This window comes from Cyanobium sp. Tous-M-B4 (assembly GCF_024345395.1).
Classification (GTDB): domain Bacteria; phylum Cyanobacteriota; class Cyanobacteriia; order PCC-6307; family Cyanobiaceae; genus Cyanobium_A.
Window position 1 is genome coordinate 106,197 of the sequence record NZ_JAGQBA010000004.1, and the last position, 23,802, is coordinate 129,998.

Below are 23,802 nucleotides of genomic sequence, written 5' to 3' on the forward strand. Positions count from 1 at the left end.
GGATGGTCTCTTCAGCCGGCGACTGATGCTGGCTGGCCCAATGGCTGTTGTGGCGGTGGCGGTGGGATTTGCGGCCCAGGGCCTAGCTCCCCGACCCTATGGGGCCGCCCATGGCGAGTTGCTGGATGCCCTTGTTGATTCGCCGCCCCCGGCGCAAGACACGACTACCGCAGCTGAGCAATTGCGCCGTCTCGAGGCGCGCCGGGCAACCCCTCAAGCAGCTGCCAATGCCACTGCCAGCCTCGGCCTGGCTGAGCCCGAAGCGGGTCCGGGAGTTGATCTGGAAATCCGCGTCGCCCTACTTGGCGCCGGCGCCAACCCCGATCTCTCCGCCAGCGGAGCCTGGCAGGTTGTCAGCCGAGACGGCCAGCTGCTCCAGCAGGGTGGCGCCGGCAGTTCGGTGAACCTCAGTGAACTCTGGCTCCAGGGGCCAGAAGCCTGGCTTCAGACCAGTGGGAGCTCCCTATTGGTCAACGGCCGCCCCTATGGAGGTCGCCTGCGTTTGATTCCGGATAGTGGCGGGCTCAGGGTGGTCAATCACGTTGGTCTGGAGACCTACATCGGTGGCGTGGTTGGAGCTGAGATGCCGAGCAGCTGGTCGCTAGATGCTCTGCGCGCCCAGGCCGTAGCCGCCCGCTCCTATGCCCTCGCCCACATGGCTCGCCCAGCCAACCGCCACTGGCATCTTGGTGACACAACACGCTGGCAGGCCTACAAGGGCCTATCCAGCAGCAACGAACGCACCCGCCAGGCTGCCGCTAGCACTGCCGGCATGATCCTCAGCTATCAGGGCGCCATCGTGGAAAGTCTTTATGCCGCTAACCGCCAGATATCCCTGGAAGCCCACGGCCATCTCGGCGCAAGCATGAGCCAGCACGGCGCCCAGGATCTGGCTAAGCAGGGCTATCGCTACAACCAGATTCTTGGTCACTACTACCAGGGAGCATCTCTGGCGCGCCTCAAGGCTGGTGCGAGCTGAGCGCATCTGGCAGCAGGCGCTGCAGTTATCCAGCCAGGCGCAGGCCAGCGGCTCCCTGGTTCCCCTAGCTACCGAGGTCCTGGCTGCCCCACAGCACCAGCCATTTGTGTTGCGGCGTTTGCTGAGCACCACCCCCAAACACCTACGCCGTGGTGGCCCTAAGCCCAATCCCTTTTTGCCCTGGGAGCAAGCTCTGGAAGTGGAACGGCTCAGCAGCGGCCATGTGGTGCTGCTCAACAAATATCCAGTGCAGGCGGGCCATCTGCTCCTGATCACGGACTCCTGGCAGCCGCAATGCGGCTGGCTTTCTGCGGACGACTGGCGCGGGGTCTCTCTCCTGGCCAGTGACACCGGTGGGCTGTGGTTCTTCAACAGTTGTGCCGCCTCTGGCGCCAGCCAGCCCCACCGGCATCTACAGCTGCTGCCCCGCCGAGTTGGAGAAGCCAGCACACCCCTGTCTGCGGCAATCCAGGCTCAGCTGGATAGGGGCGAGCGGCCCTGGCCTTGGGCCTATCGGCTGAGTCGCCGCACAGATGCCCTCGGGGGTAGGGATCTACCCGCCCTTTACCTGGAGCATGCCGAGCAGCTGGGCTTGGGCCATCCCCACCAGGACTCCCAGCCCAGGCACCCATACAACCTGCTCTTCGACGACAACTGGCTGCTTACTGTGCGGCGCACCCAGGAACATTGCGCTGGCTTCAGCCTCAATGCCCTCGCCTTTGCTGGCTATCTGCTGGCCACGGAAAGGTCCGATCTCGAGCTGCTGGAGCGAGAGGGCCCTTGGTACTTACTGCAGGCGGTTGCCGCTGCTCCCGACAAGGGCTTGTGATCGACATTCCGTAATTTTTCGGTTGCGCAGTAGGGCCCCGCCGCGGCTGGTTGGAAAGGAAGGGAACAAACACCCTGCCAAACCAACTTCAGCCCATGACCCAATCGATCAAAAACAAATCCCTCAGCCGCCGAGCCCTGCAACAACGTAATCAGAGGGTGAACCAGTACCGCGGTCTGGTGACGCCAATTGCTGTGCACTACAGCCGCCGCTGTCCCGAGCCCCTCGACGACCTGGTTCAGGTGGGTCTGATGGGCCTGCTACGAGCAGCTGAGCTCTATCAACCGCAAACAGCAACTCCTTTCGAGGCCTTTGCCAGACCCCACATCCGGGGCGCCATCCTGCATTACTTGCGCGATTCGGCATCAGCCGTGCGGTTACCGCGCCGGCAGATGGAGCTGCACGACAAGCTGCGTCAACTGAAGGCCAGCTGGAGCAGTGGCCATGGGCAGGAGCCCAGTGCCGAAGATCTGCGCCTAGCTCTGGAGCTCAGCCTTGAACAATGGCAAGAACTGCTACGTGGACAAGCGCTGGCCAGGCCTCTTGAGCTGGAGACTGGCTATGAGGAAACCAGACTTCAGGAGGGTTGTAGCGGCAGGTCCTGGGAGTCTGAATTCACCGGCGCGGATGGCTGGGACTATCAGGGAGCTGAAGTGCGTCAGCAACTGGCTTGCCTTGAGCCCGGATTACGTCATGTGATCCAGAAGGTAGTGCTCTCGGGCTGGAGCTACCGGCGCACGGCAGCGCTGCTTCAGGTGAGTCCGATGACCGTGCAGCGGAGGCTCAAGCAGGGCTTGGCACAGATGCGCGCCGCCCTGCTCAATGCAGACGCGTTTTCAACTCTCAGCTGCCAGCCGAGGTCGCATCGCGCTCCATCTGTCGCTCCAGCGTGCTGATCGAGGCATTCATGGCTGCCAGCTGGCGTTCCACACCGTCCCGCCAGAACTGAAGCATGCGCAGCTTGCGCTCTTGGTGACGCCTCCAGCTAACAGCACCACCGTCATCAACGCTGCCACAGCAGCCCAGGAGGGGAAGCATGAGAAAGTAGGAAAGGTCATTAAGGTTCTAGCGAGCCTGACGGGCTTGCCGAGTGTCGTGTTTCTCCCCCAGCGATGGCCCCGAAACACCCTTCGGTCAGTTCCCTTCCAAGCCCCTGTAAGAGCTCTCAATCTGGGTTTGCAACCGACTGCCCGTCATACCCTTGTGGAGTCGGGGCCATTGCACTCAAACCCAACCCCCTGATTTCCAGATTTCCGTTGCGGCCGTTCAAACTGCTGATAGCAGCTGCCTTGGGGGTTCCCCTCGGCTTATTGCAGGCGTTGCCAGCGGCCGCTTACGTAGCTCTAATGGCGGGCCAGCAGGCCCGTCCCCTAAACGGCACCTTCAACAAGGTGCCGGTTCTGCACTCGAACCAGCCTGAGGAGGTTGAAGGCCCCGGGATCCTGATCAGCACAGCGCCGGGTTATGCCTACGCCGAAGAGACTGGCCGGCCCTTGCGCAATGCCGAATTCACCTTCAACGGTGATTTTGGGGTGCACATGCACCACAAGTATTTTCCCCCCAACCGCCGCCAGCTATCGCCCACTGCCAGGCGTCCAGAACTCACCCTAGGGCTGATTCTGATCAATCCCGGCCTGCGGGCAGTGCACATCCGCTTTGAGAACGGTGCAGTTCGCAACAGCTTTGAGGCGCCCTATCTTGTCAATTACAAGATGGGTGTAAGACCTCTCGGGCCTCGTCCTTGGAATACCGGCCCTGGAGATGCAACCGCTGTGCAGGTTCTGCGCGGTCGCCTAGATCCCAAACTTAATCAGGAAATAACTATTCCTGCTCGCAGCCGCATTGTCCTATTTCAGACCCAGTTGCCTGCGCTCGGCATTGCTAACGCCCTGTTGAAAGGCAGAAGTGATGGACCTTTTCAGATGGCTGTTGTTGCGGCTAAGGACCCCAATAGCGACTGGGATCTAATCTCTATTTTGGATCAGGGCCGTCTTGCCCCGGGCAGGGTTTATCTGAACCGCATTGCTGACATCAAAAGCCGCCGCATTTTCTCCCGTGTGGGAGGTGTCGCCATAGGTGATGCATACCAAGCCACCCTCACCCACAATCTCGCGCAGCAAGGCCCATTACATATTCCCCTAACCAGTACTAATCGCCATAATTTTGGTACCCGCGAGATCCAGGTAAATCCTCTTGCAAGCCGCATGCTGGATTCATCCTTAGACAATGTGGGCACCTACGGCGTTCGCTTTGATGTCGATCTGAATCTCAAGGGTGCTGGCCCCTATGAGTTGGTTCTCAGCCACCCCACCGCCTCAGGCACTGGTAAACCTTTCACCGCCTTCAGGGGATCACTGCAAGTGCGCACAGAGGAAGGACTTCAAGAAATGCACGTTGGCATGCGCTCTGGCCAAAGTTTGCCTCTCACCTCTTTGAATCTTCGGGGGGGTGTATCCAACCCAGTTCGGATCAGTTTGGTATATCCGGCCGATGCCACCCCTGGTCACCTACTCAGCATCGTGCCAGCCAGTCAGGTAGCCATGGTCAAGGAGCGAGAACGTTTGCTTGAGCTGGCTCGCAACACAGCCTCCCCCGCGGCGATGAGGCCCCCCCAGTCCCTGCCTGCGATTCCTGATCAAGATCTTGAGGGTCAGGATGGATCAGAAGAAATGACCCCGTTGGTGCTGCAACCACGTTTCCCCAGCCTGCCGCCCCTCAGAACAAATCCACCGCCACCACCGCCTATTTCACAGCCGCGTTATTCCCCCAACCAGACTTCAACACCTGGGAATCAATCCTTGGTTGATCGCTACCAGCAGGCCCTGGAAGCGCAGCAGGAGATGATGCGCGGCCTTATTGGCCGCTAGGCATGGCTAAGCCGGCGGACCCCAATCGTCGCCGCTTCAGTCTGGAGCTGCCGGTCGATTTGCTCGATAAAATTGATGCGCTGCGGGCGGAGTGGGGCATCCGCAGTCGCGGAGACACTTTTGAGCGTTTGCTACAAGAGATCTTCCCAAATAGTGAGGAGGTCGAGACCTCAGTTCTTGCCGACGACGGCAATCACTTGCCTGATGGCTATCTGAGCGGACAAACCAGCCTGGAATCAACCTTCAACGAACAGGGGGCGTTGGTGTTGATGACCAGAGGCTCCGGGGGAGACCTATGCCTGGATCGGGAATCAGCTGATCCGGAATTTGCCTTCAACTTCGACGTTGATGCGTCGATGGCAGCGGAAGTGCGCCCTCGTCAGAGCGGCATTGACTTACCTGGCTTTGTGAGGCGTCAATCTGACCAGCTCAAGCGCAGTCTGCAGCCCCTACGCCAACCCATGGATCTGGCGCAAGAACCCCTCCCCCATGTAGGCGGTGATGTGCTCAAACGCTCCCTGGCCAGAGCTCGTGACCACTGGCTTGAGCTCTACGGCAAGGTTGCCAATGAGGCGGTACTGGAAGCCGCAATGGTGTGGTTAGCTCAGGACATTTGGGCCCAGAGTGATCAGAGTGAGGGGCGCCCTTTTACTTGGTCGCTTGCCTGCGATGTGGTGGCTAATACGGCTCCCAGCTGGGGCAGGGAACCCGCAACTTTTGAGCGAGTCATGGTGATGGCAGGTTTGCTGGAGGATCCCTTCAGCACTTCCACCCTGGAACTTCGCTTACCAACGCTGATCAGGCGCTTTGTTCATCGTTTCCGCAAGCGACGTAAAGGCACATCGTTCCAGACTCTGGAACACACCATGACCCTGCATGGAGCCTTGAAGCTGCTGCAACTGCCAACGGCACCAGGCCAGCGTCTCACCTTGCGACAAATACGGGAGGCTTACCGCGAGTTGGCGATGAGCCATCACCCCGACTCTGGCGGCACGGAAGAAACCATGCGGCGCCTAAACGAGGCCTACCAGCTGCTGAAAGAGCTGTACCGCAACGAATAGACGCGTATATCAAGTCCTGGCTGAGACGCGTAATGGGTCTTGAATTGATTCTTGCGTGAGACTAGTGATCTGTGGCTTTGCGTCTTGCTTGGCTGCAGCATCTCTATAGGCCAAGCGTTTGATTGCCCAGATGCTGGACGGAAATCTATCTAGCTGTTCTCATAAGAGATTTATTATTGGTCTCGTCAAAAGTCTCGGCCGAGGAGGGTGGGAATATGGATTCGTGGCCTGATTAGCTTGGTCTTGGGTTTGGACTAGTAATCAGTCTTGGATGAGATAGCTGAGCCGGCTGCAGGCGAGCATTTCCCCTGGTGATCGTGCCTAGTTGGGCTGATTTCCAATTTTTCCGTATTTCTACTTGTATGTCCCTAGGGGATAGCCCTCTATGGCTTCCTTATTGCTGCGGCCAGAAAATGGGCTGAACAGCTTGTCCAGTCACCTGATGTGGGCTGGTCCAGATGGCCTGTCTCGTTTCAAAGTCATTGCAGCAGCTTGCTTGAAGTGCTTGCGTCACTGTGTCATACACAGGTACGCAGACATTTCTGGCCACTCGTGAGGCTTGTTGAAGCTCCAGAACTTGCTGGCTGTGGATGGCGCCAAGCAGCTGGCTGACGGGATCACCAGTTATCTCAACAAGGACACATGCTAAGACTTAAAATGCGTCTTGAATGAGACTATGCAGAAGGGTGCTGGTTGGGGTTCGAGCTCGGCCGCCAGAGATCAAAACTTGAACAACGCCCTGCCGCTCCATCCGTGCGGGCAAGCGGTGATTCTCTTGCATCCCGGCTGGGACGCATTAATAGTCCAATAAAAAGACCCGGACGAGACAGGCGCTCCTCCGGGTCTTGCGGCTGGTTTGGATTGTCTGAATCAGGTGCTGGTTTGCATGCCCTGGATCAAAAAGTCGAAGTAAGGCCCGGCAAGGGAGGCCTGGTCTGTGCTCAGCAAGGCAAGCGAGGCTTCCTTCATGGTGCGCATTGCGTCCACCATTCCTGGCATGGGTACGCCCAGGCTGTTGTACATCTCACGGGCACCGACCAGGCCAATCTGTTGAATCATCTCGGTGCTCCCGGCGAGAACGCCGTAGGTCACCAAGCGTAGATACCAGCTGTAGTCCCGCAGGCACTGGGCCCGCTGCTTTTGGCCGTAGGCATTGCCACCGGGGGCCACGTAGTCGGGGTTGCGCTGGAAGAGCTGCTTGGCCGACTCATCAACAATTTTTTTCTCGTTGTCGGTAAGAACCCGAACAACCGCCAGCCTTTCGGCTCCCCGGCTGAGGTACTCCACCATGGAGCGCAACTCGCCGCCACTGGGATACCGCAGCTGATCATCAGCCTGAAGGATCAGATCCCGAACGACGCTCATCGCAGCGACCACACGCGTGCATCACTGTATCGACTCCGCAGCAAGATCACCGTGCCCCGCCGCAAGGTGTAACGCCCCTTTGCACGACGTAGGGTGAAGGATTGGTATGCGGGCGTGGGCACTAAAAGCTTTGGCAACGGCGCAGGTGGTGGCATGGGCAGTGGCGTCGAGCTGTCCACCGGCATGACCGTGACGGTGGCCATCACTGGGCTATCCCATGACGGGCAGGGCGTAGCCCGCCTCGCAGATCGGGTCCTCTTTGTAGCTGGTGCCTTGCCTGGGGAGCAGGCGAAGGTACGCCTCACCCATAAGGCCCGTCGCCACTGGTTGGCTGAGCTTCAGCAGGTGCTTGAGCCGGCACCGGAGCGGCGAAGACCTCCGTGCATCCTTGCTGAAGATTGTGGTGGTTGCAGTTTGCAGCACCTCGACGACTCGGCGCAGCAGCACTGGAAGCACCAAAAAGTCGTTGATGCCCTGCGGCGTATTGCCCACCTTGATACCGATGTTGCGCCGTTAATGGCTGCGCCAGAAGGGCTCGGCTATCGCAATAGGGCGATTATCCCGCTTGAGCGCTGCGAGGACGGGCGGTTGCGGGCTGGCTTTTATCGCCCTGGCACCCACAAGATTGTCAATATGAACCGGTGCCCGGTGCTTGATCCGCGCCTGGACGCGTTGATCGCACCGCTTAAGTCGGATCTTGAGACCAGTGACTGGCCCGTTGATCGCGACTGCCGCGAGGGGGGTGGCCTGCGCCATCTGGCCCTGCGAATCGGCAGCTATACCGGCGAGTTGCTGATCACCCTGGTAAGCAGCACCCCAGACCTGGAGGGCATCGAGATCCTGGCCGCCCAATGGATGCACCGCTGGCCAGACCTTGTGGGGGTCTGCCTGAACCTGCAACCCCTAGCTACCAACACCCTGATGGGTCCCGAGACACGCGTGGTGGTTGGTCGGGGCTGGGTGCAGGAGCGTTTCTGTGACCTCGAGCTGCGCATTGCAGCAGACACTTTTTTCCAGGTCCATACCAGGCAGGCTGAACGAATTGTGCCCCTGGTGCTTGCCGCCCTTGCGGGCTCTGCGCCTGGCGTGATGGTCGATGCCTACTGCGGCATTGGCACTTACAGCCTGCCGGTGGCTGCGGCTGGCTGGCACGTTCACGGCATTGAACTAAGCCCCGAGGCCGTGCACCAAGCCAAGGCCAATGCCCGCGAAAACGGCCTAAGTGAATCAGCCACCTTTGAGACCGGAGTGGTGGCCGAGTGCCTGGCTGAGCACCTGGTGCACTGCGATGCGGTCTTTCTCGATCCCCCCCGCAAGGGACTGGAGCCCGCCACCCTGCAGGCGATCATCGAACGCCCCCCTGCCCACCTGCTCTACCTCAGTTGCGACCCCGCCACCCTGGCCAGGGACCTGGCTCTTCTGGTTGGCGGCGGTAGTTATCGCTTGGAGAGCGTTCAGCCGATCGACTTTTTCCCCCAAACAAGCCACATAGAGACTTTGACCGTTCTGAGCCGTATCGGAGCCGGCATCCCAACCCCGCAGCCTGAGGCAGCGGAGCCGGAGTAGGGGTGGACCTGCTGCCGCCTGGATATCAGCTGCGCAACAGGGCGCCTAGCTGCTTTTCCAGGGCTGCCCGGATTGAGGAGTGGGCAACTTCCACCTCTTCATCGGTCAGGGTGCGGCTGGCATCGCGGTAGCGCAGCCGGAAGGCTTGACTGCACTGGCCTGCAGCAAGTTGACCACCCTCGTAGCGGTCTACTAATTCCGCGTGCTCCAGCAGCGGCTTGCCGGCCTTGCGAATCACCTGAAGCAGCTCAGCTGAATTCGTGCTGGCTGCCACCACTACGGCCAGATCTCGCTCCGAAGCGGGAACGGTGGCATAGGGGGCAAAGGCTGGCTGCCAGCGGTTGCGGCGGGTGGCGGCGATGAGCAAGGCATCGAGTTCGAGCTCGAAGATGATGCTTGTTTGCGGCAGGTCGAGCTTTTCGGCCTGCTCCGGGTGCAGCTGGCCAAACCAGCCCTGGGGCCGTCCCTCCACTACCAGCTGGGCGGCTCGGCCCGGGTGTAGCAACGGGTGCTGGCTAAGGGGGCGATCTTCGATTGGAATCGCCAGCGACACCAAGGCTTGCTGCAACAGGCCGCGGGCCTGGTGATAGCTGGGAGGCTGGGGTTTGCCACTGCTGCTCCAGCGCTCACCTCGCCGTTCGCCACAGATAACCCCAGCCAGCAGCTGGCGATCAGACCTGGCGGCATCGCTGCTGAACACCTGGCCGATCTCAAAAGCCCAGAAACCTGGCTGCCCACTTTGCAAGTTGCGGCGTGCAGCGGCGAGCAACTCGCCATGCAGGTTGTCGCGCAGGTAGCCGTAATCAGCTAGCAGGGGATTAGCCAGGGGTATGCGCCCAGCTGCAGCCGGCACCAGGGAAAAGCTGCAGGCCTCCTGCAGCCCGGCAGCGCACAGTTGGCGGCGTAGGCGGCGCTCCACCTGCTGGGCTGGAGTTAGGCCCCCAGGCTCCAGTGGGTCGGGTAGGTGGCAGGCGAAGTGGTCGTAACCAACCAGACGGGCCACCTCCTCGATTAGATCGACTTCCCGCTGCAGATCCATCAACCGCGAGGGGGGCACGGTGACGCGCCAACCCTCACCATCTAGCTCCTCTGCCAGCTGGCAACCAAGGGCCGTCAAGGTCTGGACGATTCTGTCGTCACTTAGGTCTGAATAGCCTTCGCCGTCTTGGACAGGTCCGAGCAAATTGTGCAGGGCGTCACGCCTCAGTTGCAATGGCTCGATTGGCTGCTCGTCTCGTTGATGCAGCCAGCGGCCGGAAACCTTGGCATCGCAATGTTGCTTAAGCAGGGCAACGGCCCGATCTGCAGCAGAGAGGGTGGCCTCCCTGGGCAACCCCTTCTCAAAACGGCTGCTTGCTTCAGTGCGTAAGCCAACGCTGCGGGCGGAGCGGCGCACCGCCTGGGGAGCAAATACAGCAGCCTCAAGCCATATAGTGGTGGTGGTTTCATTTACGGCTTCATCCGCACCACCCATCACGCCAGCCAGGGCGATGGGGCGGTTGCTGTAAGTAACCACCAGGGCTTCGGGGCTGAGTTTGTGTTCCGTAGCGTCCAGGCTGGTGAATTCCTCACCGTCAAGCGCCTGGCGTAGCCCCAGGCTGGCTAGCTGGGGCTCGCTATGTCCAGCGATTACAGCTAGGCGCTTGCTGTCGAAGGCGTGCAGGGGCTGTCCCGTCTCCAGCATCACCAAGTTGGTGATGTCAACAATGTTGTTGATTGGGCGAATGCCGGCCTTTTGCAGGCGCTGTTGCAGCCAGAGGGGCGACGGGGCGACCTTCAGCCCGTCGAGGGCTGTGATGCTGAATAGCCCCCCAGCCTCAACTGCGAGCCGGTCACTGGCGGAAAGAGGCAGCGGCTGGCTTGGTGCGGCAACTTCAGGGGCCTTTATCTGGGTTTGGCCGCCCACCAGGGCCGCCACCTCCCTGGCGATGCCTTGCATGGAGAGGCCATCAGGTCGGTTGGCGGTAATCGCCAACTCCAAAACCTGGTCATCTAGCCCCAGGCTTGGTCCCACCGCTGCCCCCAAGGGGGGCACCTGCTCCAGCAGCTCATCAAGAATGGCGATTCCTTCCCCATCTGCCGCCTGGCCAAGCTCGGCAAGGGAGCAGATCATGCCGCTGCTGGCCACACCGCGAAGTTCGGCTGGTTTGATCGTGAGGTTGACCGCCGGCAGAGTGGCGCCCACCAGGGCAACGGGCACATGGATGCCAGCCCGCACATTCGCTGCCCCGCAGACGATCTGCAGGGTTTCGGCGGCGCCGATATCTACTGAACAGACGCTGAGCTTGTCTGCGTTGGGATGGGCCTGGCGGTCACGCACGAAGCCCACCACGACACCGCCGGCCTGGGCGGCCAGGTCTTCTATGGCATCTACCTCAAAACCAGCCAAAGACAGACGCTCGGCTAGCGGCCCTGGAGCGAGGGCTTGTTCGGGGCCGGTCACCAGCTCCTGCAGCCATTGGAGCGAGACCCGCATAGCCCGTGGTGTGTTGATCGTCGATCTTAGGGATCAACCGGGGGGTGGGACTACCGCCAGGTATGGTGTCAACTTGTCCTTTCGCATCGCTCCAGCGGCGCAACGTCCTTCATGGCTAAAAACAAGGGCGTCCGGATCGTGATCACTCTCGAGTGCACCGAATGCCGGTCCAACCCCGCAAAGCGTTCTCCAGGTGTGTCCCGTTACACCACTGAGAAGAACCGCCGTAACACCACCGAACGGCTTGAGCTGAAGAAGTTCTGTACCCACTGCAACTCCTCGACGGTTCACAAGGAAATCAAGTGATTCAGGCTTGGGCCCCAGCTTTGGAGCTCATTCATCAGTTTCAACTTGATTTGCCCCAGCCCCGTCAGGTACTGGTCAGATCCAGCTTCATTCACCACTCGCCTTCGTAATCCATGTCCAGCTCTTTTTTCAAAAAGCGCCTGTCGCCAATCAAGCCTGGCGATCCGATCGACTACAAAGATGTCGATCTGCTCAAGAAGTTCATCACCGAGCGCGGCAAGATCCTGCCCCGCCGGCTCACTGGCCTGACAGCCAAACAGCAGCGTGACCTGACCAACGCTGTTAAGCGTGCACGCATTGTGGCCTTGCTGCCTTTTGTGAATCCCGAAGGCTGAGGCCTCTCCCCTGGCGGCTGCAACCTTCCAAGTTGGCGATCTGGTGGGACTGGGCGATGAGCGCGGTCCCCAGCTTGCTGTTGTATTGGCTGTGGCCTCAAATAAGGCCTCTTTAGCTATTGGTACAAGCGCGAGGCAGCAGATCCAGCCGCTGCGACAACTCTTGTTGCTTGCTGCGTTTTCTGGCGAGTGCGACCCACCCCAGCGCCTTAGTCAAGCTCCGTGGTCGATCAGTGACGACGCTTTGATGGCAGTGCTGCCTGCTCGAAGCGATTTCGCGGCAGCTTGGAACCTGATGCAGGCTGAACCTCAGGGATTGCAGCTGAGCGACTGGGTTGATCTGGTGTCTTCGCGACGGGATGGCCTAGCTATTGCTGCCTGCTGGCGCTGGTGTCTCGGTCCCCAAACCCTGTTTCGTCTGCGCCAAAACCTTGTAGAGGCCAGGCCCCTGGCGGATCTGCGCCGTCTGCGGCGAGAACGCAGGCTGCGGGTGCTCCAGGAGCAGGCTGAAATGCGCTGGCAGCAGCAGCTGCGCGAGCGTCAGCCGCTTGATCTGCAACTGCTCAGCGCCGAGCAGCGCCAGCAGCTTGAGCTATTGATTGATTGGGCTGGAGGTGAGTGCACAACTCCCCTACCCCTTCCCCTGCGCCAGGCTTTGCAGGCCGCCAAAGTCACGGTTGATACGGGTTCAATTCGCCACCTGTTGGTTGATCTGGGCCAGTGGCAAGCCCACAATTTGCCGTCTCTACGAGCCACGGTCTGGGAGCAAGGTTTTTCCGCTGAGCTACTGGCTGATGCCGAACGCCTGCTAGCTAGCGCTGAGACTGAACAACCAGGCGATGCCGAGCGTCTGGACCTCAGCGGCCAGCGCAGCGTCACCATTGATGACGCTGATACCTGCGACATAGACGACGGCTTGGCGTTGGAAACAACTCCGGCCGGCCAGGTGAAGATTTGGATCCACGTGGCGGATCCAGGTCGCTTGATTGCGCTGGATTCGCCCCTCGACCTAGAAGCAAGACGGCGGGGCAGCAGTCTTTATCTGGCATCAGGAATTTTGCCGATGTTCCCGGAGGCGCTTGCCACCGGCCCCATGAGCCTGCGGGCAGGCCATCGCAGTGCCGCCTGGAGCATCTGGGTTGAACTCGATGGCGATGGGGCTGTTAAGGCTTCGGGTATGCAGCGCAGCTGGGTTAAGCCCACCTACCGGCTCAGCTATGGCGACGCCGATGATCTGATCGATCTTGCCCCGCCTCAGGAGCGCGATCTTGCCGACCTGCACGACCTGCTGCTGCGCCGCCGCCAATGGCGTGTGCGCCAGGGTGCCATGCTGCTGGATCAGCCGGAGGGTCGGATTCGGGCCCAGGGAGACGCTGCCCAGCTTGAGATCACCGAACCCAGCCCCGCCCGATTGATGGTGGCCGAAGCGATGATTCTGGCGGGCGCGGTGGTGGCCGGTTTCGGCCAAGAGCAAGCACTAGCCCTGCCCTATCGCAGCCAACTGACCGCAACTTTGCCGCCGGAGGCCGAGCTGGCAGCCCTGCCGGCTGGCCCGGTACGCAATTGCGCCATTAAGCGGTGTCTTAGTCGCGGTCATACCGGCACCGAGCCAAGCCCCCATTTCAGCCTGGGCTTGCCGGCCTATGTCCAAGTCACCTCGCCGATTCGCCGCTACGCCGATCTTGTGGCGCAACGGCAACTGCTGGCAATTCAACAGGCGCGCCAGCCCATGGTTGCCGCCGATCTAGCCGCCCTGCTCTCCGACCTAGACGGTCCGCTCAGGCAGGGGACGCAGATCAGCCGGGAAGACCAGCGTCACTGGCAGCAGGTGTGGTTTGCGGCCCACGGGAGTGAGCATTGGCAGGCCTGTTTCCTGCGCTGGCTGCGGCCCCAGGACCGGCTGGGGCTGGTGCACGTTGATGCCCTGGCCATGGATCTGGCAGCCGAGTGTCCAGCCCGCTCGTCCCCAGGCGATCTGCTGCAACTGCGAGTTCAGGCGGTAGACCCCCTGCGCGACCAACTGCGACTGCAGGCCACGGGCTAATCCGCGGCCAGTCGCGAGGCCCGCAACCACGGCCCCCATGGATTGGCACAGCCAATCAACTTGGCCTGGGTCGGCTTATCAAGGTTCTGCAGCCAGCGGTTCAGGCCTGGCTCCAGGCTGATTAGGGGCCACTCCCTTTTGGCGTTATCACTGCTGAGATCGGTTTCGCTCACAAAGGTGTAGCCGCCCTGGCCGTCTGGCAGCACCCTTCCTTGCCACAGAGACTCCCTGGGTTCGGGATGGCCCTGGCTCGGACTTAGGGGTCTTTGAAATGGGCGCCCAATTTGGCCATTGGCCTGGAGGAGTTCGGGATTGGCAAGCAGCTGCAGCTGGCGGGCTAACCAATCGCTGGCATGCCAGGGGGTGTCCCAGAGCGGCACTACCGCCGCTGGAGCACGGTGATCGTGGATCAGGCACTGCTGAACTGCCAGGGGAGCAAGCTCAGCTGGGGGGATGCCCCGCTGTACCGCCAGGGCCGCTGCCGCACCGGCCGCCTGGCCGATGTTCAGAATTAGGGGCTGCAAACGGGTGGCCCCATTGGCCATGTGGCTGCTGCCGAAGGCCTTGTCAGCTACCAGCAGGTTGTCGATCTCAGCGCTCAGCAGGGCGCCGTAGGGAATGCAGAAGGGAGTGCCGCTCCAGCGCCCGCCCCAGCGAATGCTTTTAGGTGCCAGGGGCCAGTCAGGCCCGGGGTAGTGGTGGTCGTTGGCGTAGTTGCCCACCGCTATCGACTCCAGTTCGCCGCTGGCATTGAGCGGCAGTGGCCCTTGGGATTCAGCGCTGCCTAGGGGGAGCAGGTGCTGTTCCAGCACCAGCGAGCGGCCCACCAGCCTTCGACCCTCTCGCCAATAGGGCATGGCAGCCAGCCAGGGGGCAGGACTGCCGGCTTCAGCAGGAAAGGCATGGCCCAGTTGAAGCCACCCCCCACTTGCCTGCTCAAGGGCTCTTGCAAATTGCAGGCTGTAGGACTGCATTTCGGCCGCTAATGCAGCTTGCTCCGCTTCATCAGCGCTGAAGGCGCGTTCCAGCCCTTGGTGCCAGTCATTTCCGTGCAACGGCCAGTTGAGCATCACCAGGCCGCCTGGCAGGCGCCCGTAGTTGATCGTGCGCTCTAAACCGAAGGCCTCGCTGGCCAGTTCAAATGGCGCAGCCAAAGGCGGGGGGGCAGCAGCTGGCGGCAACACTTCGCTCTGGAGTTGACCCATCACCACCCAGGTGGGTGATTGCACGGGTTGTTGCTTGAAAAAAGCTTCCGTTTGCAGCCGTTGCAGGCTGGGGGCACTGGGTTCGCCCCATTGCTCCTGGGCTTCCCAGCCGAGTCGAAATGGAGCCTGCGCTAGCGGCAGCAGGTCGCCGCGGTCGCTGCCATCGACCACAACTTTGCAGGCCAGCCATTGGCTTTCACCCTTGTGCTCCAGCTGTATTGCTGTGATGCGGGCCCCCTGACGCTGTACCGCCAGCAGCCTGCTGTTTGGCCACCACTGCAGATTGGCCAGTTCGCTTACCCAGCCCTGCAGGATCGCTTCTGCGCTGGCGGGCCGGTAACCAAAGCAACTCACCCAGTTTTGATCCAGTCCCTCCGGCTCGGCCTGTTCAAGGGCGCGCAGAAAGGCTCCCCAGAGACCTGTCTGCCAGGGGGTGAGCTCATTGCCATCGGGGCAGCAAACGCCGGCGGCGCTCACCATGCCCCCAAGCCAGTTGCCAGGGGTGAGCAACAGCGTGCTGGCACCGCCGCGGGCCGCCTGGATTGCTGCGGCCACGCCGCCGGTGCCGCCCCCCCAAACCAAAACATCCACTGCTTCTGAAGGCAGGGTCATGGCTGGCGGATACGGCTGACATAAGACTCGCAGGGGATGATCTGAGCTGGCGTACTCGTGGTCAGCCTTTCTGTCCGTCGCCGCTCCGTAGGATCAAAAGGATGACTTACACGCTCACCACCCCCCTTTATTACGTCAACGACCGCGCCCATCTCGGCAGTGCTTACACAACGCTTGCCTGCGATGCGGTGGCACGCCACCAGCGGCTGAGGGGTGAATCGGTGATGTTTATCACCGGCTGCGATGAACACGGCCAGAAGATCCAACGCACGGCCGAAGCGGCTGGACTTAGTCCGCAGGCCCATTGCGATCTAATCAGCGAGGGATATCGCGATCTTTGGAACCGTTGGCAAATCAGCAACGACCGCTTCATTCGCACCACCGACCCTCGCCACCGCCAATTGGTGGCTCAATTTTTTGACCGCGTGCAGGCCAATGGCGACGTGGTTGAGGGGCGTCAGCAGGGCTGGTATTGCGTTGCTTGCGAGGAATTCAAAGACGACGCACCGGGCAGTGAGGATCCCGAATGCCCGATCCATCGCAAGCCGTTGGAGTGGCGCGATGAGGTCAATTTGTTTTTCCGCCTTTCCCGCTATCAGGCCCAGATCGAGGCCCTGATTCGTCAGCCGGGCTTCATTGCCCCCGCCACCAGGCAAAAGGAGGTGGAAAACTTTGTGGCCCAGGGGCTGCGCGATTTTTCAATTTCCCGGATCGACCTGCCATGGGGCATTCCGGTGCCCGGCCATGAAGGCCATACCTTTTATGTGTGGTTTGACGCCCTGCTCGGCTATCTCACGGCCCTGCTCGACCCGGCGGAGCCAGTGGTGCTGGAGCAGGTGCTGGAGCGTGGCTGGCCGGCCCAGCTACATGTGATTGGCAAGGACATCCTGCGCTTCCACGCGGTTTATTGGCCGGCGATGTTGCTGTCTGCGGGGTTGCCGCTGCCAGAGCGCGTATTTGGCCACGGCTTTTTGACCCGCGAAGGCCAGAAGATGGGCAAGTCCCTTGGCAATGTGCTCGACCCTGAAGTGCTACTTGAGCGCTGTGGCCGCGATGCGGTGCGCTGGTACTTGCTGCGCGACATACCCTTCGGCGAGGACGGTGATTTCCAGCAGCAGCGCTTCACTGATCTGGTCAACAACGATTTGGCAAATACCATCGGCAATCTGCTGAACCGCACCTCCTCGATGGCACGGCGCTGGTTTGCAGATGCCGTGCCACCGGCCGGAGCCGCCGCCCAAGCCGATCACCCCCTGGCCGTTGCTGCCCTCGCGGCCGGCAACAGCGTCAATACGGCCTTAGACGACCTGGACTTCCGTCGCGCCGCTGAAGTGTCGCTGCAGCTAGCAATCGCTGCAAATGGCTACCTCAACGACCAGGCCCCCTGGAAGCAAATGAAGCTCGAGGGTCAGGAGAGTTTGGTGGCGGCGGATCTTTATGCCGTGCTCGAGGCCACCCGCTGGGTGGCGGTGCTGCTGGCTCCGCTCCTGCCTGAGCTTTCTGATCGGATGTTGGTCCAGCTCGGTCAGGAACCATTTGCCAGTGGCCCGCTGGCTTCTGCCTGCGACCCTGGCAGCCAAGCTTCTCCTTGGCTGCTAGCCCAGCGATGGGGTCAGCTAGAGCCAGGACTGGCCCTGATTGAGCCGCAGCCGGTGATGTTGCGACTTGAGCTCGAGTCACCTCTGTGACCACGACTGCTGTGACCACGACTGCCCGGCTGCAGTGGTGCCCCCTGCTGACCCTGAGCCTGGGTGCGGCAGTAACCCTGCCCGTGCTGTTGGTTGGATGCCGCCCCCAGGTGCCTAAGGAGGAGCCGGCCCAGCCTTTTGTCTTCCGCTCCCTCAACCTGCGCCAGAAGGATTCCAGCGGACGGCCCCTGTGGGAATTGACCAGCCCGGAGGTCCGCTACGACCTTGGTCGCCGTGTTGCCCAAGCCCGTGACCTGCGCGGCACCATCTATGCCAAGGGCCTACCCCTGTATCGAATAACGGCCAGCAGTGGCACCGTCATCAACGATGGTGAAGTGGTGCAGTTGGAGGGCCCGACCCGGCTGCAGCGACTTGGGCCCAAGCCACTTGTTGTGACCTCTACTCGTGTGCGTTGGTATCCCAAGCAGGAGCGGATGGAATTGGACCGCAGTCCGCGCGCTTCCCAGGGGGAGTTGCTCTTGTCCGCTCGGCGGGCCCGCTTCTGGATCAAGCAGGACAAGTTGGAGTTGCGGGGTCTGCCCCTGTTGGAGCGTTCAGGGGCCGTCGGCTTGAAGCTGGCGCTGAGTTCTGCAGATTGGTTCCCAACGACTGGCCAACTGATCGGTCGAGGACCAGTTCGGGGAGAACGGCGTCTGGCCGCTAGTGGAGTTCAAACACTTTCGGCCCCTTCCCTCAGCGGTAATTCCCTGCTTCAGCTGATCGACCTACAGGCGCCGGTGCAGGTGCTTGATCCTGGCCGCAAGGGCCGTCTTGATGCCAGCCATACCCGCCTAGACCTGGCACGGGAGCGCATTAGCAGTGCCCATCCATTCACCGCTGTGCTGGACCAGTCCCGGCTTAGCGGCACTGGCTTTGAAGCGATTGGTCCTAGTCACACCTTGGTGGTTCCACTTAATTGCCGCCTAACCCAACCGACGGATTCCCTCGTCGCCAATAGCTGCAGCTGGAATTGGCAGACAAATCAGATTGAGGCCCTTGGTGCTGTCGAGCTGCGCCGCACCGCTCTAGCCCAGGTCACCCGCTCACAGAGGCTTCAGGGCGTGCTCACTAAGCAGGGGATGGCTGTATTCAGCAGTCCGGGGGCACGGGTGGAAACTCGGGTGACTTTGCCCCCCCGGGCCCGATCAGGTCCTGATTCCCGCAAGCTGGCTCCATTCGCTCTCTAAGCCGCTGGGACCAACCCTCGAGCCAGGTCAAATCGCTGCGGTTAAAGCAGCGTGGCGACCAGCCGGCAAGCACTACCAAGCCCCTTGAGTCAATCGGCTGAACCACCACGGCTGGCACCCCAGGCAGCAGGCTCTCAAATTCAGCACGGCCTGGATAGAGGTTCAGATCTACAAGTGAGATGGCGGCCCCTTTTTCCTGGGCTCGCTGGCAGATTGCCCCTGGTTCAAAGGCCACCGGCGCCAGCAGGCCGCGGCGCAGCAAACACTTGTTTTGCCACAGCACCACCACCGCTGCCGCTGGGGTGGCGGTGAGCAACATCTGGCTACCCCAGCCCAATTCTTCTGCCAACTCTTCAGGTAGCCCATCTGCGAGCTCAACTCCCTGTACCCCTTCGAGGGCAACTCGGGCAGCCGCTTCGGGCAAGGCCCGGGTCCAGAGCACACCCACCAACATCAGAGCCACCGCCAAGAAACTGGCCAATACGGCGGCTCGCTCAAGGGCGGGATCGATGCTGGTAGCGGTTGTTTGATTCAGTACAACCAGGGCTAGGGAGGCCACCCCAGAGAGAAAACAGACCCTTGCGGGTGTGGAGGGGGCCATGGGGGTTAAGCAGGAGGCGACAGCTGGGCCCGCAGGCGGCAAACTAGATCCATGTTGGGCCTGAACCGTTGCCCCCTTCCCTGCGTGTGACCCGTCGGTTTCCCTTATTGGCAGTTGTGGCAGCCCTGTTTATGGGCTTTGCAGCCATTTGGATGCCTGCCCCGGCTCTGGCAATTGCCGCAAGTGGTTTACCGGCCTCCGCTCCCGAGGAACGCATCCTTGACACCGCCGATGTGTTGAGCCGAGCAGCCATCGGCGAGCTCAGCAAAACCCTCGAAAGCTTTTCAGCAGAGCGGGTGGATGCCCACTTGATCACCGTTAACCGCCTTGACTACGGGCTGAGCCTTTCCCAGCTCGGCAATTCAGTCCTGGAGCGTTGGTCCGAGTCTGGGGGCGAGCCCAACCAGGTGCTTTTTTTAATTGACAGCCAGACGAACAGTGCGGCGGTGGTGACCTCCCCAGGTCTGGTTACCCAGCTTGATGCCAGCCTGCTGCGCAGCACGGCCCGAACCACGATGGCCCAGCCGATCCGAGATGGTGGTCGCTATCGCCAGGGCAGCCTCGATGCCATGACTCGCCTGCTCACAGTGCTGCAGGGAGGTGAGGATCCCGGCGAACCAATCACCGCTGAGGTTGTCAGCCAGCCCACCAATATCCCCACGAAGGAGGAAACGAAGTCAAGCAATGCCTTCACTTGGATTGTGGTGCTTCTAACCGTTGGCACGATTGTGCCCATGCTCACCTGGTGGGTCTTCTCGCGCTGATCCGATGGCACTAACCAACTGGATGGGGGCATTTGGGCGCGCCCAAGCCCTAGACCTCAGCAACGATTTGGAGCGCGGTTATGAATCTGCCCTGCTCATCCAGAGCATTGAGCTAGAGCACTACAACGACCGGCCCGTACGGCCGGAATTGGACCTGCGTATTCCCAGGTCGGCCCAAGCCCAGTTGCTGCGTCGTTTCCGAGCTGCGCTAGAGGTCTGCCGCCAGTCTGTACAAACCCTGCAGGGCCACCGAGGCGAGCTGGCCGGTCAGGAAATCCGCCAGTTTCAACTGATTGAGTCTGTAGTTGCCCGCTACGCGGCCAGTAGGGATCCTCTGCCTGCCATCTCTCGCTCTCCTGAGGTGCTGCCCCGCAGCCTGATTGGTGTTGTTGATCAGGTACGTCGCCAGCTCGACCCCGAGGCAGAAGCGAATGTGGTGGCGGGCTTTCGCCGGCGCAGAGACTCCACTTTGGTGTCATTGCGCATCCTGCTACTGCTGATTTTGGTGCCGGTGCTGGTTCAGCAGATCAGCCGCACCTATGTGGTTTCGCCCCTAGTAGATCGCTTCGCTCCAGACAACGCTTTTCTTACCTATCCCAAACCAAAACTTGAGGAAAAGGCGGTTGAGAAATTGCGTCTTTTCCAGGCGGAGATTGAATTTGATGCCCTTTTAAACGGCAATCCCCTGCCAACCCGTGATGAGCTGCAGATGCAGCTGGCGAACAAGGCTCAGACGCTAAAGGATGAAGCCGATCTGGAAAGCACCCACGCCATTAAGAACGTGTTTGCCGATCTTGGTGGTCTGGTTGGTTTTGTTTGCGTTTGCTTGTTTGGTCGCCGTGATCTTCAGGTGTTGCGCGGTTTTCTTGATGAGCTCGTTTACGGATTGAGCGACAGCGCCAAGGCCTTCGGAATTATACTGTTTACCGATATTTTTGTCGGCTTTCACAGCCCGGAGGGCTGGACAGTACTGCTGGATGGCGTCGCTAACCACCTCGGCCTGCCCGCCCAGGAGAATTTCATAATGTTATTCATTGCCACCTTCCCGGTGGTTTTAGCAACTGTGTTCAAATACTGGATTTTCCGCTATCTCAACCGTGTATCACCCTCTTCTGTGGCCACGCTCCACAACATGAACGGTGGTGGTTGATTTTTGCCAGCCATGCACGCTCGTGCTTGGTCCTGCCCGCAGTGGCAAGAGCCGCTGGGCCGAGCACCTCGCTATGCAGTCGGGCCTACCGGTTACCTACTTGGCAACCGGGCCTCGGCCAACACAAGACGATGCAACCTGGTTGGCAAGGGTTGAGGCCCACGCCGCTAGACGTCCACCGCACTGGAACGTCTTGGAGGTTGATAGCGCCTTGGCCGGCGCCCTCGACTCTCTAAGCCCGCCTGGGTTTGCTCTGGTCGATTCCCTCGGCACCTGGGTCGCTGCTGGCCTCGAGCTCGATGCTTCTGCTTGGCAACAGCGCTGTACAGGCCTTGGCCAAAGCTTGAGCCGCTGCAAGGTGCCCGTGCTGCTCGTGAGTGAGCAAACTGGTTGGGGCGTAGTGCCAGCCACCGCGATCGGCGGTTTATTTCGCGATCGGCTTGGCTCTTTGGAGCAGCAGCTTGCCCCCCTCTGCGCTGCTATCTGGCTTGTGGTTGCGGGCCGCGCGCTCAATCTGAGCAACCTGGGTTTTGCCGTACCACCCCCTTGATCGTGCCGCGGATCGTTTTGTTCCAGCCGCAAATTCCACCCAACACAGGCAATGTGGCTCGCACCTGCGCCGCCACTGGCACGGAGCTGCACCTTGTGGAGCCCCTGGGCTTCCAAATCGATGATCGCCAGCTCAAACGTGCTGGCCTCGACTACTGGCCCCTGGTGTCCTTGCAGCGCCATGTCGACTGGTCAGCGTTTGCTGATCATCGAGTCCGCAGCGGCGGTCGCCTGATCGCCCTTAGTAGCCATGCAAGCCAGCCCTACACCAGTTGGCAATTTGAACCCGATGACTGGCTGCTGTTTGGCCGCGAAACCGACGGCCTGCCAACGGATGTGCTGGGCTCGGCCGATGCCGCCCTCACGATCCCAATGTCAGGCGCCAAGCGGCCCCAGCAGGCCGGAGTGCGTAGCCTCAACCTCTCCGTATCGGTTGGGGTCGTGTTGTTTGAGGCGCTACGACAACAGAACTTGCTGACATTGGCGTGATCCCCTGAAGTGACAGGGATCTGGTCAGCCCATCCGCGTTTGTTGTCGCAAGGAGCACTTGTGGCGCTGAGTTCCGTCCGCTACTGTCTGGCCGGCTTGGGGATATCGGCTTCTTCAAAAGCTTTGTCCGACTGAATGAAATGCATGAAGCCTTTGCAAACGACTCTGCGATTCCTGATCCCCTGCGCCATTGCCCTGCCGGCAGTGGTCGCAGCTCTTGACCCCGCCGATATCGAGAAGGCTTCTGTTGATTCTTTGATCGCCGCCCTACCTGCCCCCAGCATCGACAAGATCTGGGTGAAGGTGCGCCAGCCCATCAGCGTTGAAGAGCTTTCCGGCAGCCTCAAGCTTGATGAAGAGCGGCTGGCCAAGCTCAATGATGTCAACGAAGACCACCATTTCCGTCAAGGTGACTGGCTGGTTGTTCCCAGCCAGCAATCGAGGCAAATAAAGCAGCTGGCAGCGATCGATACCAGTGAGTTGCGTCGTACACCCCCTCTCCAGTCCCTGCCGCCTGTGGAGGACCGTGCTGTTGTCCGCTTTGGCGACACGGTCGTAAAGATTGCTCAGCGCTATGGACTGACCCTGCAGGAACTGCTGCGTCTGAATCCTGGCCTTGAAACAGCACGTCTTGTGGTCGGCAGCCAAGTACGGCTAGCCCAGGCATCATCCGGTCGCACCCGCATGGTGCTGGGGCTCAAGCCAACCACTAGCGGTGGTATCAGTTGGCCTGAATTGCCTGGTTTTGATGAGCTCAACAAGCCCTTCTCTGGCCCTAGCTCAGCTCAGGGCTGGATTTGGCCGACCAAGGGAGTTTTTACTTCCGGTTACGGCTGGCGCTGGGGACGCATGCACAAGGGCATCGACGTGGCAAACAACGTGGGGACCCCGATCGTGGCGGCCAAGGCTGGTCGCGTGGTCTTCTCTGGCTGGCACGACGGCGGCTACGGCTACTTGGTGACCCTGGCCCATGCCGATGGCAGCCGTTCCCTTTACGGCCACAACAGCCGTCTGATGGTCCGGGTAGGGCAGGATGTTGAACAGGGATCTTTGATATCCCATATGGGCAGCACAGGCCGAAGCACCGGCCCCCACCTGCACTTCGAGGTACACCCCCCTAGTTCCGGGGCTGCCAACCCACTCCATTTCCTGCCACCTAGAGCCTGATAAACTCAATCAACGGCTCGGTAGCTCAGCTGGTTAGAGCGTGGGATTCATAACCCCAAGGTCGGGAGTTCAAGTCTCCCCCGAGCCATTTCTTTGACTGGGCCTGGATTCAGGCCCTTTTTTATTTTCTATCTATTTGCTTACTAGCGCAATTCGACTGTGTTGAGCCTTTCTCGAAATGAGGCCACGTCGCCGTGATCGCTTGCCATGCTGCTCACCAGCTCAAACGGATCTGGATCAAGCTTTAGCTGTTGAACATCCGGCGAGGCGGAGGAGGCGCCAGCAGTTATGGCAGCACCACCCCGTCTTCCACGGACATAGCCCTGGGAGCGCCCCTCAATTGCCCGAATCAAGGACTTGCTGCGATTGACCTCGCCGATGCTCTGGCCTTCCTTGGGCCGGACCAAAGGGTTGCCTTTCAGCTCAGAGCGCAGCTGGCTAAGCAGACGGAAATGCCCAGTCGTGTTGTATTTCCGCAGCACACTCGGCTCCCAAGCCATCGCCATCACTCCCATAGACATCGCAAGGATCAGCCTATGGCCCCGCCAGCCTGGATCATGTG

The 23,802-nt window shown here is 60.7% G+C and carries 22 protein-coding genes and 1 tRNA gene; 17 read left to right on the forward strand and 6 right to left on the reverse strand.

Features of this window, described 5'->3' with window-relative positions; genetic code table 11:
* Window positions 1-25: 25 nt before the first annotated feature.
* The 3 genes from KBY73_RS09040 (at window position 26) to KBY73_RS09050 (ending at window position 2,704) form a co-directional block, all read left to right on the forward strand.
* A complete protein-coding gene (locus KBY73_RS09040) occupies window positions 26-979 on the forward strand; it encodes a SpoIID/LytB domain-containing protein (protein WP_254936764.1) in 954 nt (317 codons plus the stop codon).
* On the forward strand, window positions 924-1,808 hold the full coding sequence (locus tag KBY73_RS09045) for an ATP adenylyltransferase (RefSeq protein ID WP_254936765.1): 885 nt from the start codon (window positions 924-926) through the stop codon (window positions 1,806-1,808). The genes KBY73_RS09040 and KBY73_RS09045 overlap by 56 nt, the downstream gene beginning before the upstream one ends.
* Before the next feature lie 95 nt (window positions 1,809-1,903).
* A complete protein-coding gene (locus KBY73_RS09050) occupies window positions 1,904-2,704 on the forward strand; it encodes a sigma-70 family RNA polymerase sigma factor (RefSeq protein ID WP_254936766.1) in 801 nt (266 codons plus the stop codon).
* On the opposite strand, the gene KBY73_RS09055 is transcribed toward KBY73_RS09050, so the two are convergent.
* Window positions 2,652-2,846, reverse strand: a complete 195-nt coding sequence (locus tag KBY73_RS09055; RefSeq protein ID WP_254936767.1) for a sigma factor SigF — start codon at window positions 2,844-2,846, stop codon at window positions 2,652-2,654. The two genes, KBY73_RS09050 and KBY73_RS09055, sit on opposite strands and share 53 nt — an antisense overlap.
* 308 nt (window positions 2,847-3,154) lie before the next feature.
* Here KBY73_RS09055 and KBY73_RS09060 point away from each other — a divergent pair, with 308 nt between their 5' ends.
* Both KBY73_RS09060 and KBY73_RS09065 read left to right on the forward strand, forming a co-directional pair.
* On the forward strand, window positions 3,155-4,675 hold the full coding sequence (locus KBY73_RS09060) for a DUF3370 family protein (RefSeq protein ID WP_254936962.1): 1,521 nt from the start codon (window positions 3,155-3,157) through the stop codon (window positions 4,673-4,675).
* A gap of 2 nt (window positions 4,676-4,677) precedes the next feature.
* Window positions 4,678-5,736, forward strand: coding sequence for a J domain-containing protein (locus KBY73_RS09065; protein ID WP_254936768.1), 1,059 nt, complete (start codon window positions 4,678-4,680; stop codon window positions 5,734-5,736).
* A gap of 870 nt (window positions 5,737-6,606) precedes the next feature.
* Here the strand turns inward: KBY73_RS09065 and KBY73_RS09070 are convergent.
* Complete coding sequence (locus KBY73_RS09070) at window positions 6,607-7,101, reverse strand: allophycocyanin subunit alpha-B (RefSeq protein ID WP_254936769.1); 495 nt, start codon at window positions 7,099-7,101, stop codon at window positions 6,607-6,609.
* A 114-nt stretch (window positions 7,102-7,215) separates the two neighbouring features.
* Between KBY73_RS09070 and rlmD the strand changes: the two genes are divergently transcribed.
* Entirely contained in the window at window positions 7,216-8,667 is a 1,452-nt protein-coding gene (gene rlmD / locus KBY73_RS09075) for a 23S rRNA (uracil(1939)-C(5))-methyltransferase RlmD (RefSeq protein ID WP_254936770.1), read from the forward strand.
* Between the two features lie 25 nt (window positions 8,668-8,692).
* Here rlmD and pheT read toward each other — a convergent pair whose 3' ends face one another.
* The gene (pheT, locus tag KBY73_RS09080) at window positions 8,693-11,143 is read right to left on the reverse strand and encodes a phenylalanine--tRNA ligase subunit beta (protein ID WP_254936771.1); all 2,451 of its coding nucleotides are present in this window, start codon (window positions 11,141-11,143) and stop codon (window positions 8,693-8,695) included.
* A gap of 111 nt (window positions 11,144-11,254) precedes the next feature.
* On the opposite strand from pheT, the gene rpmG reads away from it, so the two are divergent.
* The 3 genes from rpmG to KBY73_RS09095 all read left to right on the forward strand — a co-directional run bounded on the left by rpmG (window position 11,255) and on the right by KBY73_RS09095 (window position 13,828).
* Entirely contained in the window at window positions 11,255-11,449 is a 195-nt protein-coding gene (gene rpmG / locus KBY73_RS09085) for a 50S ribosomal protein L33 (protein ID WP_106501787.1), read from the forward strand.
* A gap of 113 nt (window positions 11,450-11,562) precedes the next feature.
* The gene (gene rpsR, locus KBY73_RS09090; RefSeq protein WP_006041316.1) at window positions 11,563-11,784 is read left to right on the forward strand and encodes a 30S ribosomal protein S18; all 222 of its coding nucleotides are present in this window, start codon (window positions 11,563-11,565) and stop codon (window positions 11,782-11,784) included.
* Between the two features lie 295 nt (window positions 11,785-12,079).
* Window positions 12,080-13,828 carry a ribonuclease catalytic domain-containing protein gene (locus KBY73_RS09095; RefSeq protein ID WP_254936772.1) on the forward strand — a complete coding sequence of 583 codons (1,749 nt, stop codon included), beginning with the start codon at window positions 12,080-12,082 and terminating at the stop codon, window positions 13,826-13,828.
* Here KBY73_RS09095 and KBY73_RS09100 read toward each other — a convergent pair.
* Window positions 13,825-15,645 (reverse strand): FAD-dependent oxidoreductase, encoded by a 1,821-nt coding sequence (locus KBY73_RS09100; protein WP_254936773.1) that lies wholly within the window; start codon window positions 15,643-15,645, stop codon window positions 13,825-13,827. The genes KBY73_RS09095 and KBY73_RS09100 overlap by 4 nt on opposite strands.
* 101 nt (window positions 15,646-15,746) lie before the next feature.
* Here KBY73_RS09100 and KBY73_RS09105 point away from each other — a divergent pair, with 101 nt between their 5' ends.
* Window positions 15,747-17,333, forward strand: coding sequence for a methionine--tRNA ligase (locus tag KBY73_RS09105; protein WP_396096883.1), 1,587 nt, complete (start codon window positions 15,747-15,749; stop codon window positions 17,331-17,333).
* 11 nt (window positions 17,334-17,344) lie between these two features.
* The gene (gene lptC / locus KBY73_RS09110) at window positions 17,345-18,520 is read left to right on the forward strand and encodes an LPS export ABC transporter periplasmic protein LptC (protein WP_254936774.1); all 1,176 of its coding nucleotides are present in this window, start codon (window positions 17,345-17,347) and stop codon (window positions 18,518-18,520) included.
* Here lptC and KBY73_RS09115 read toward each other — a convergent pair.
* The gene (locus KBY73_RS09115; RefSeq protein ID WP_254936775.1) at window positions 18,423-19,121 is read right to left on the reverse strand and encodes a cofactor assembly of complex C subunit B; all 699 of its coding nucleotides are present in this window, start codon (window positions 19,119-19,121) and stop codon (window positions 18,423-18,425) included. The genes lptC and KBY73_RS09115 overlap by 98 nt on opposite strands.
* A gap of 152 nt (window positions 19,122-19,273) precedes the next feature.
* Here KBY73_RS09115 and psb32 point away from each other — a divergent pair, with 152 nt between their 5' ends.
* The 6 genes from psb32 (at window position 19,274) to KBY73_RS09145 (ending at window position 23,328) form a co-directional block, all read left to right on the forward strand.
* Window positions 19,274-19,885, forward strand: a complete 612-nt coding sequence (psb32, locus tag KBY73_RS09120) for a photosystem II repair protein Psb32 (RefSeq protein WP_254936776.1) — start codon at window positions 19,274-19,276, stop codon at window positions 19,883-19,885.
* A 4-nt stretch (window positions 19,886-19,889) separates the two neighbouring features.
* Window positions 19,890-21,035: a proton extrusion protein PcxA gene (gene pxcA, locus KBY73_RS09125; RefSeq protein WP_254936777.1), complete on the forward strand. Its 1,146-nt coding sequence runs from the start codon at window positions 19,890-19,892 to the stop codon at window positions 21,033-21,035.
* A gap of 22 nt (window positions 21,036-21,057) precedes the next feature.
* On the forward strand, window positions 21,058-21,585 hold the full coding sequence (gene cobU / locus KBY73_RS09130) for a bifunctional adenosylcobinamide kinase/adenosylcobinamide-phosphate guanylyltransferase (RefSeq protein WP_254936778.1): 528 nt from the start codon (window positions 21,058-21,060) through the stop codon (window positions 21,583-21,585).
* Between the two features lie 2 nt (window positions 21,586-21,587).
* A complete protein-coding gene (locus tag KBY73_RS09135; protein WP_254936779.1) occupies window positions 21,588-22,073 on the forward strand; it encodes a tRNA (cytidine(34)-2'-O)-methyltransferase in 486 nt (161 codons plus the stop codon).
* A gap of 144 nt (window positions 22,074-22,217) precedes the next feature.
* Window positions 22,218-23,240: a peptidoglycan DD-metalloendopeptidase family protein gene (locus KBY73_RS09140; RefSeq protein WP_254936780.1), complete on the forward strand. Its 1,023-nt coding sequence runs from the start codon at window positions 22,218-22,220 to the stop codon at window positions 23,238-23,240.
* 14 nt (window positions 23,241-23,254) lie between these two features.
* A tRNA-Met gene (locus KBY73_RS09145) sits at window positions 23,255-23,328 on the forward strand.
* A gap of 55 nt (window positions 23,329-23,383) precedes the next feature.
* Here KBY73_RS09145 and KBY73_RS09150 read toward each other — a convergent pair.
* Window positions 23,384-23,740 carry a hypothetical protein gene (locus KBY73_RS09150; protein ID WP_254936781.1) on the reverse strand — a complete coding sequence of 119 codons (357 nt, stop codon included), beginning with the start codon at window positions 23,738-23,740 and terminating at the stop codon, window positions 23,384-23,386.
* Window positions 23,741-23,802: the final 62 nt, after the last annotated feature.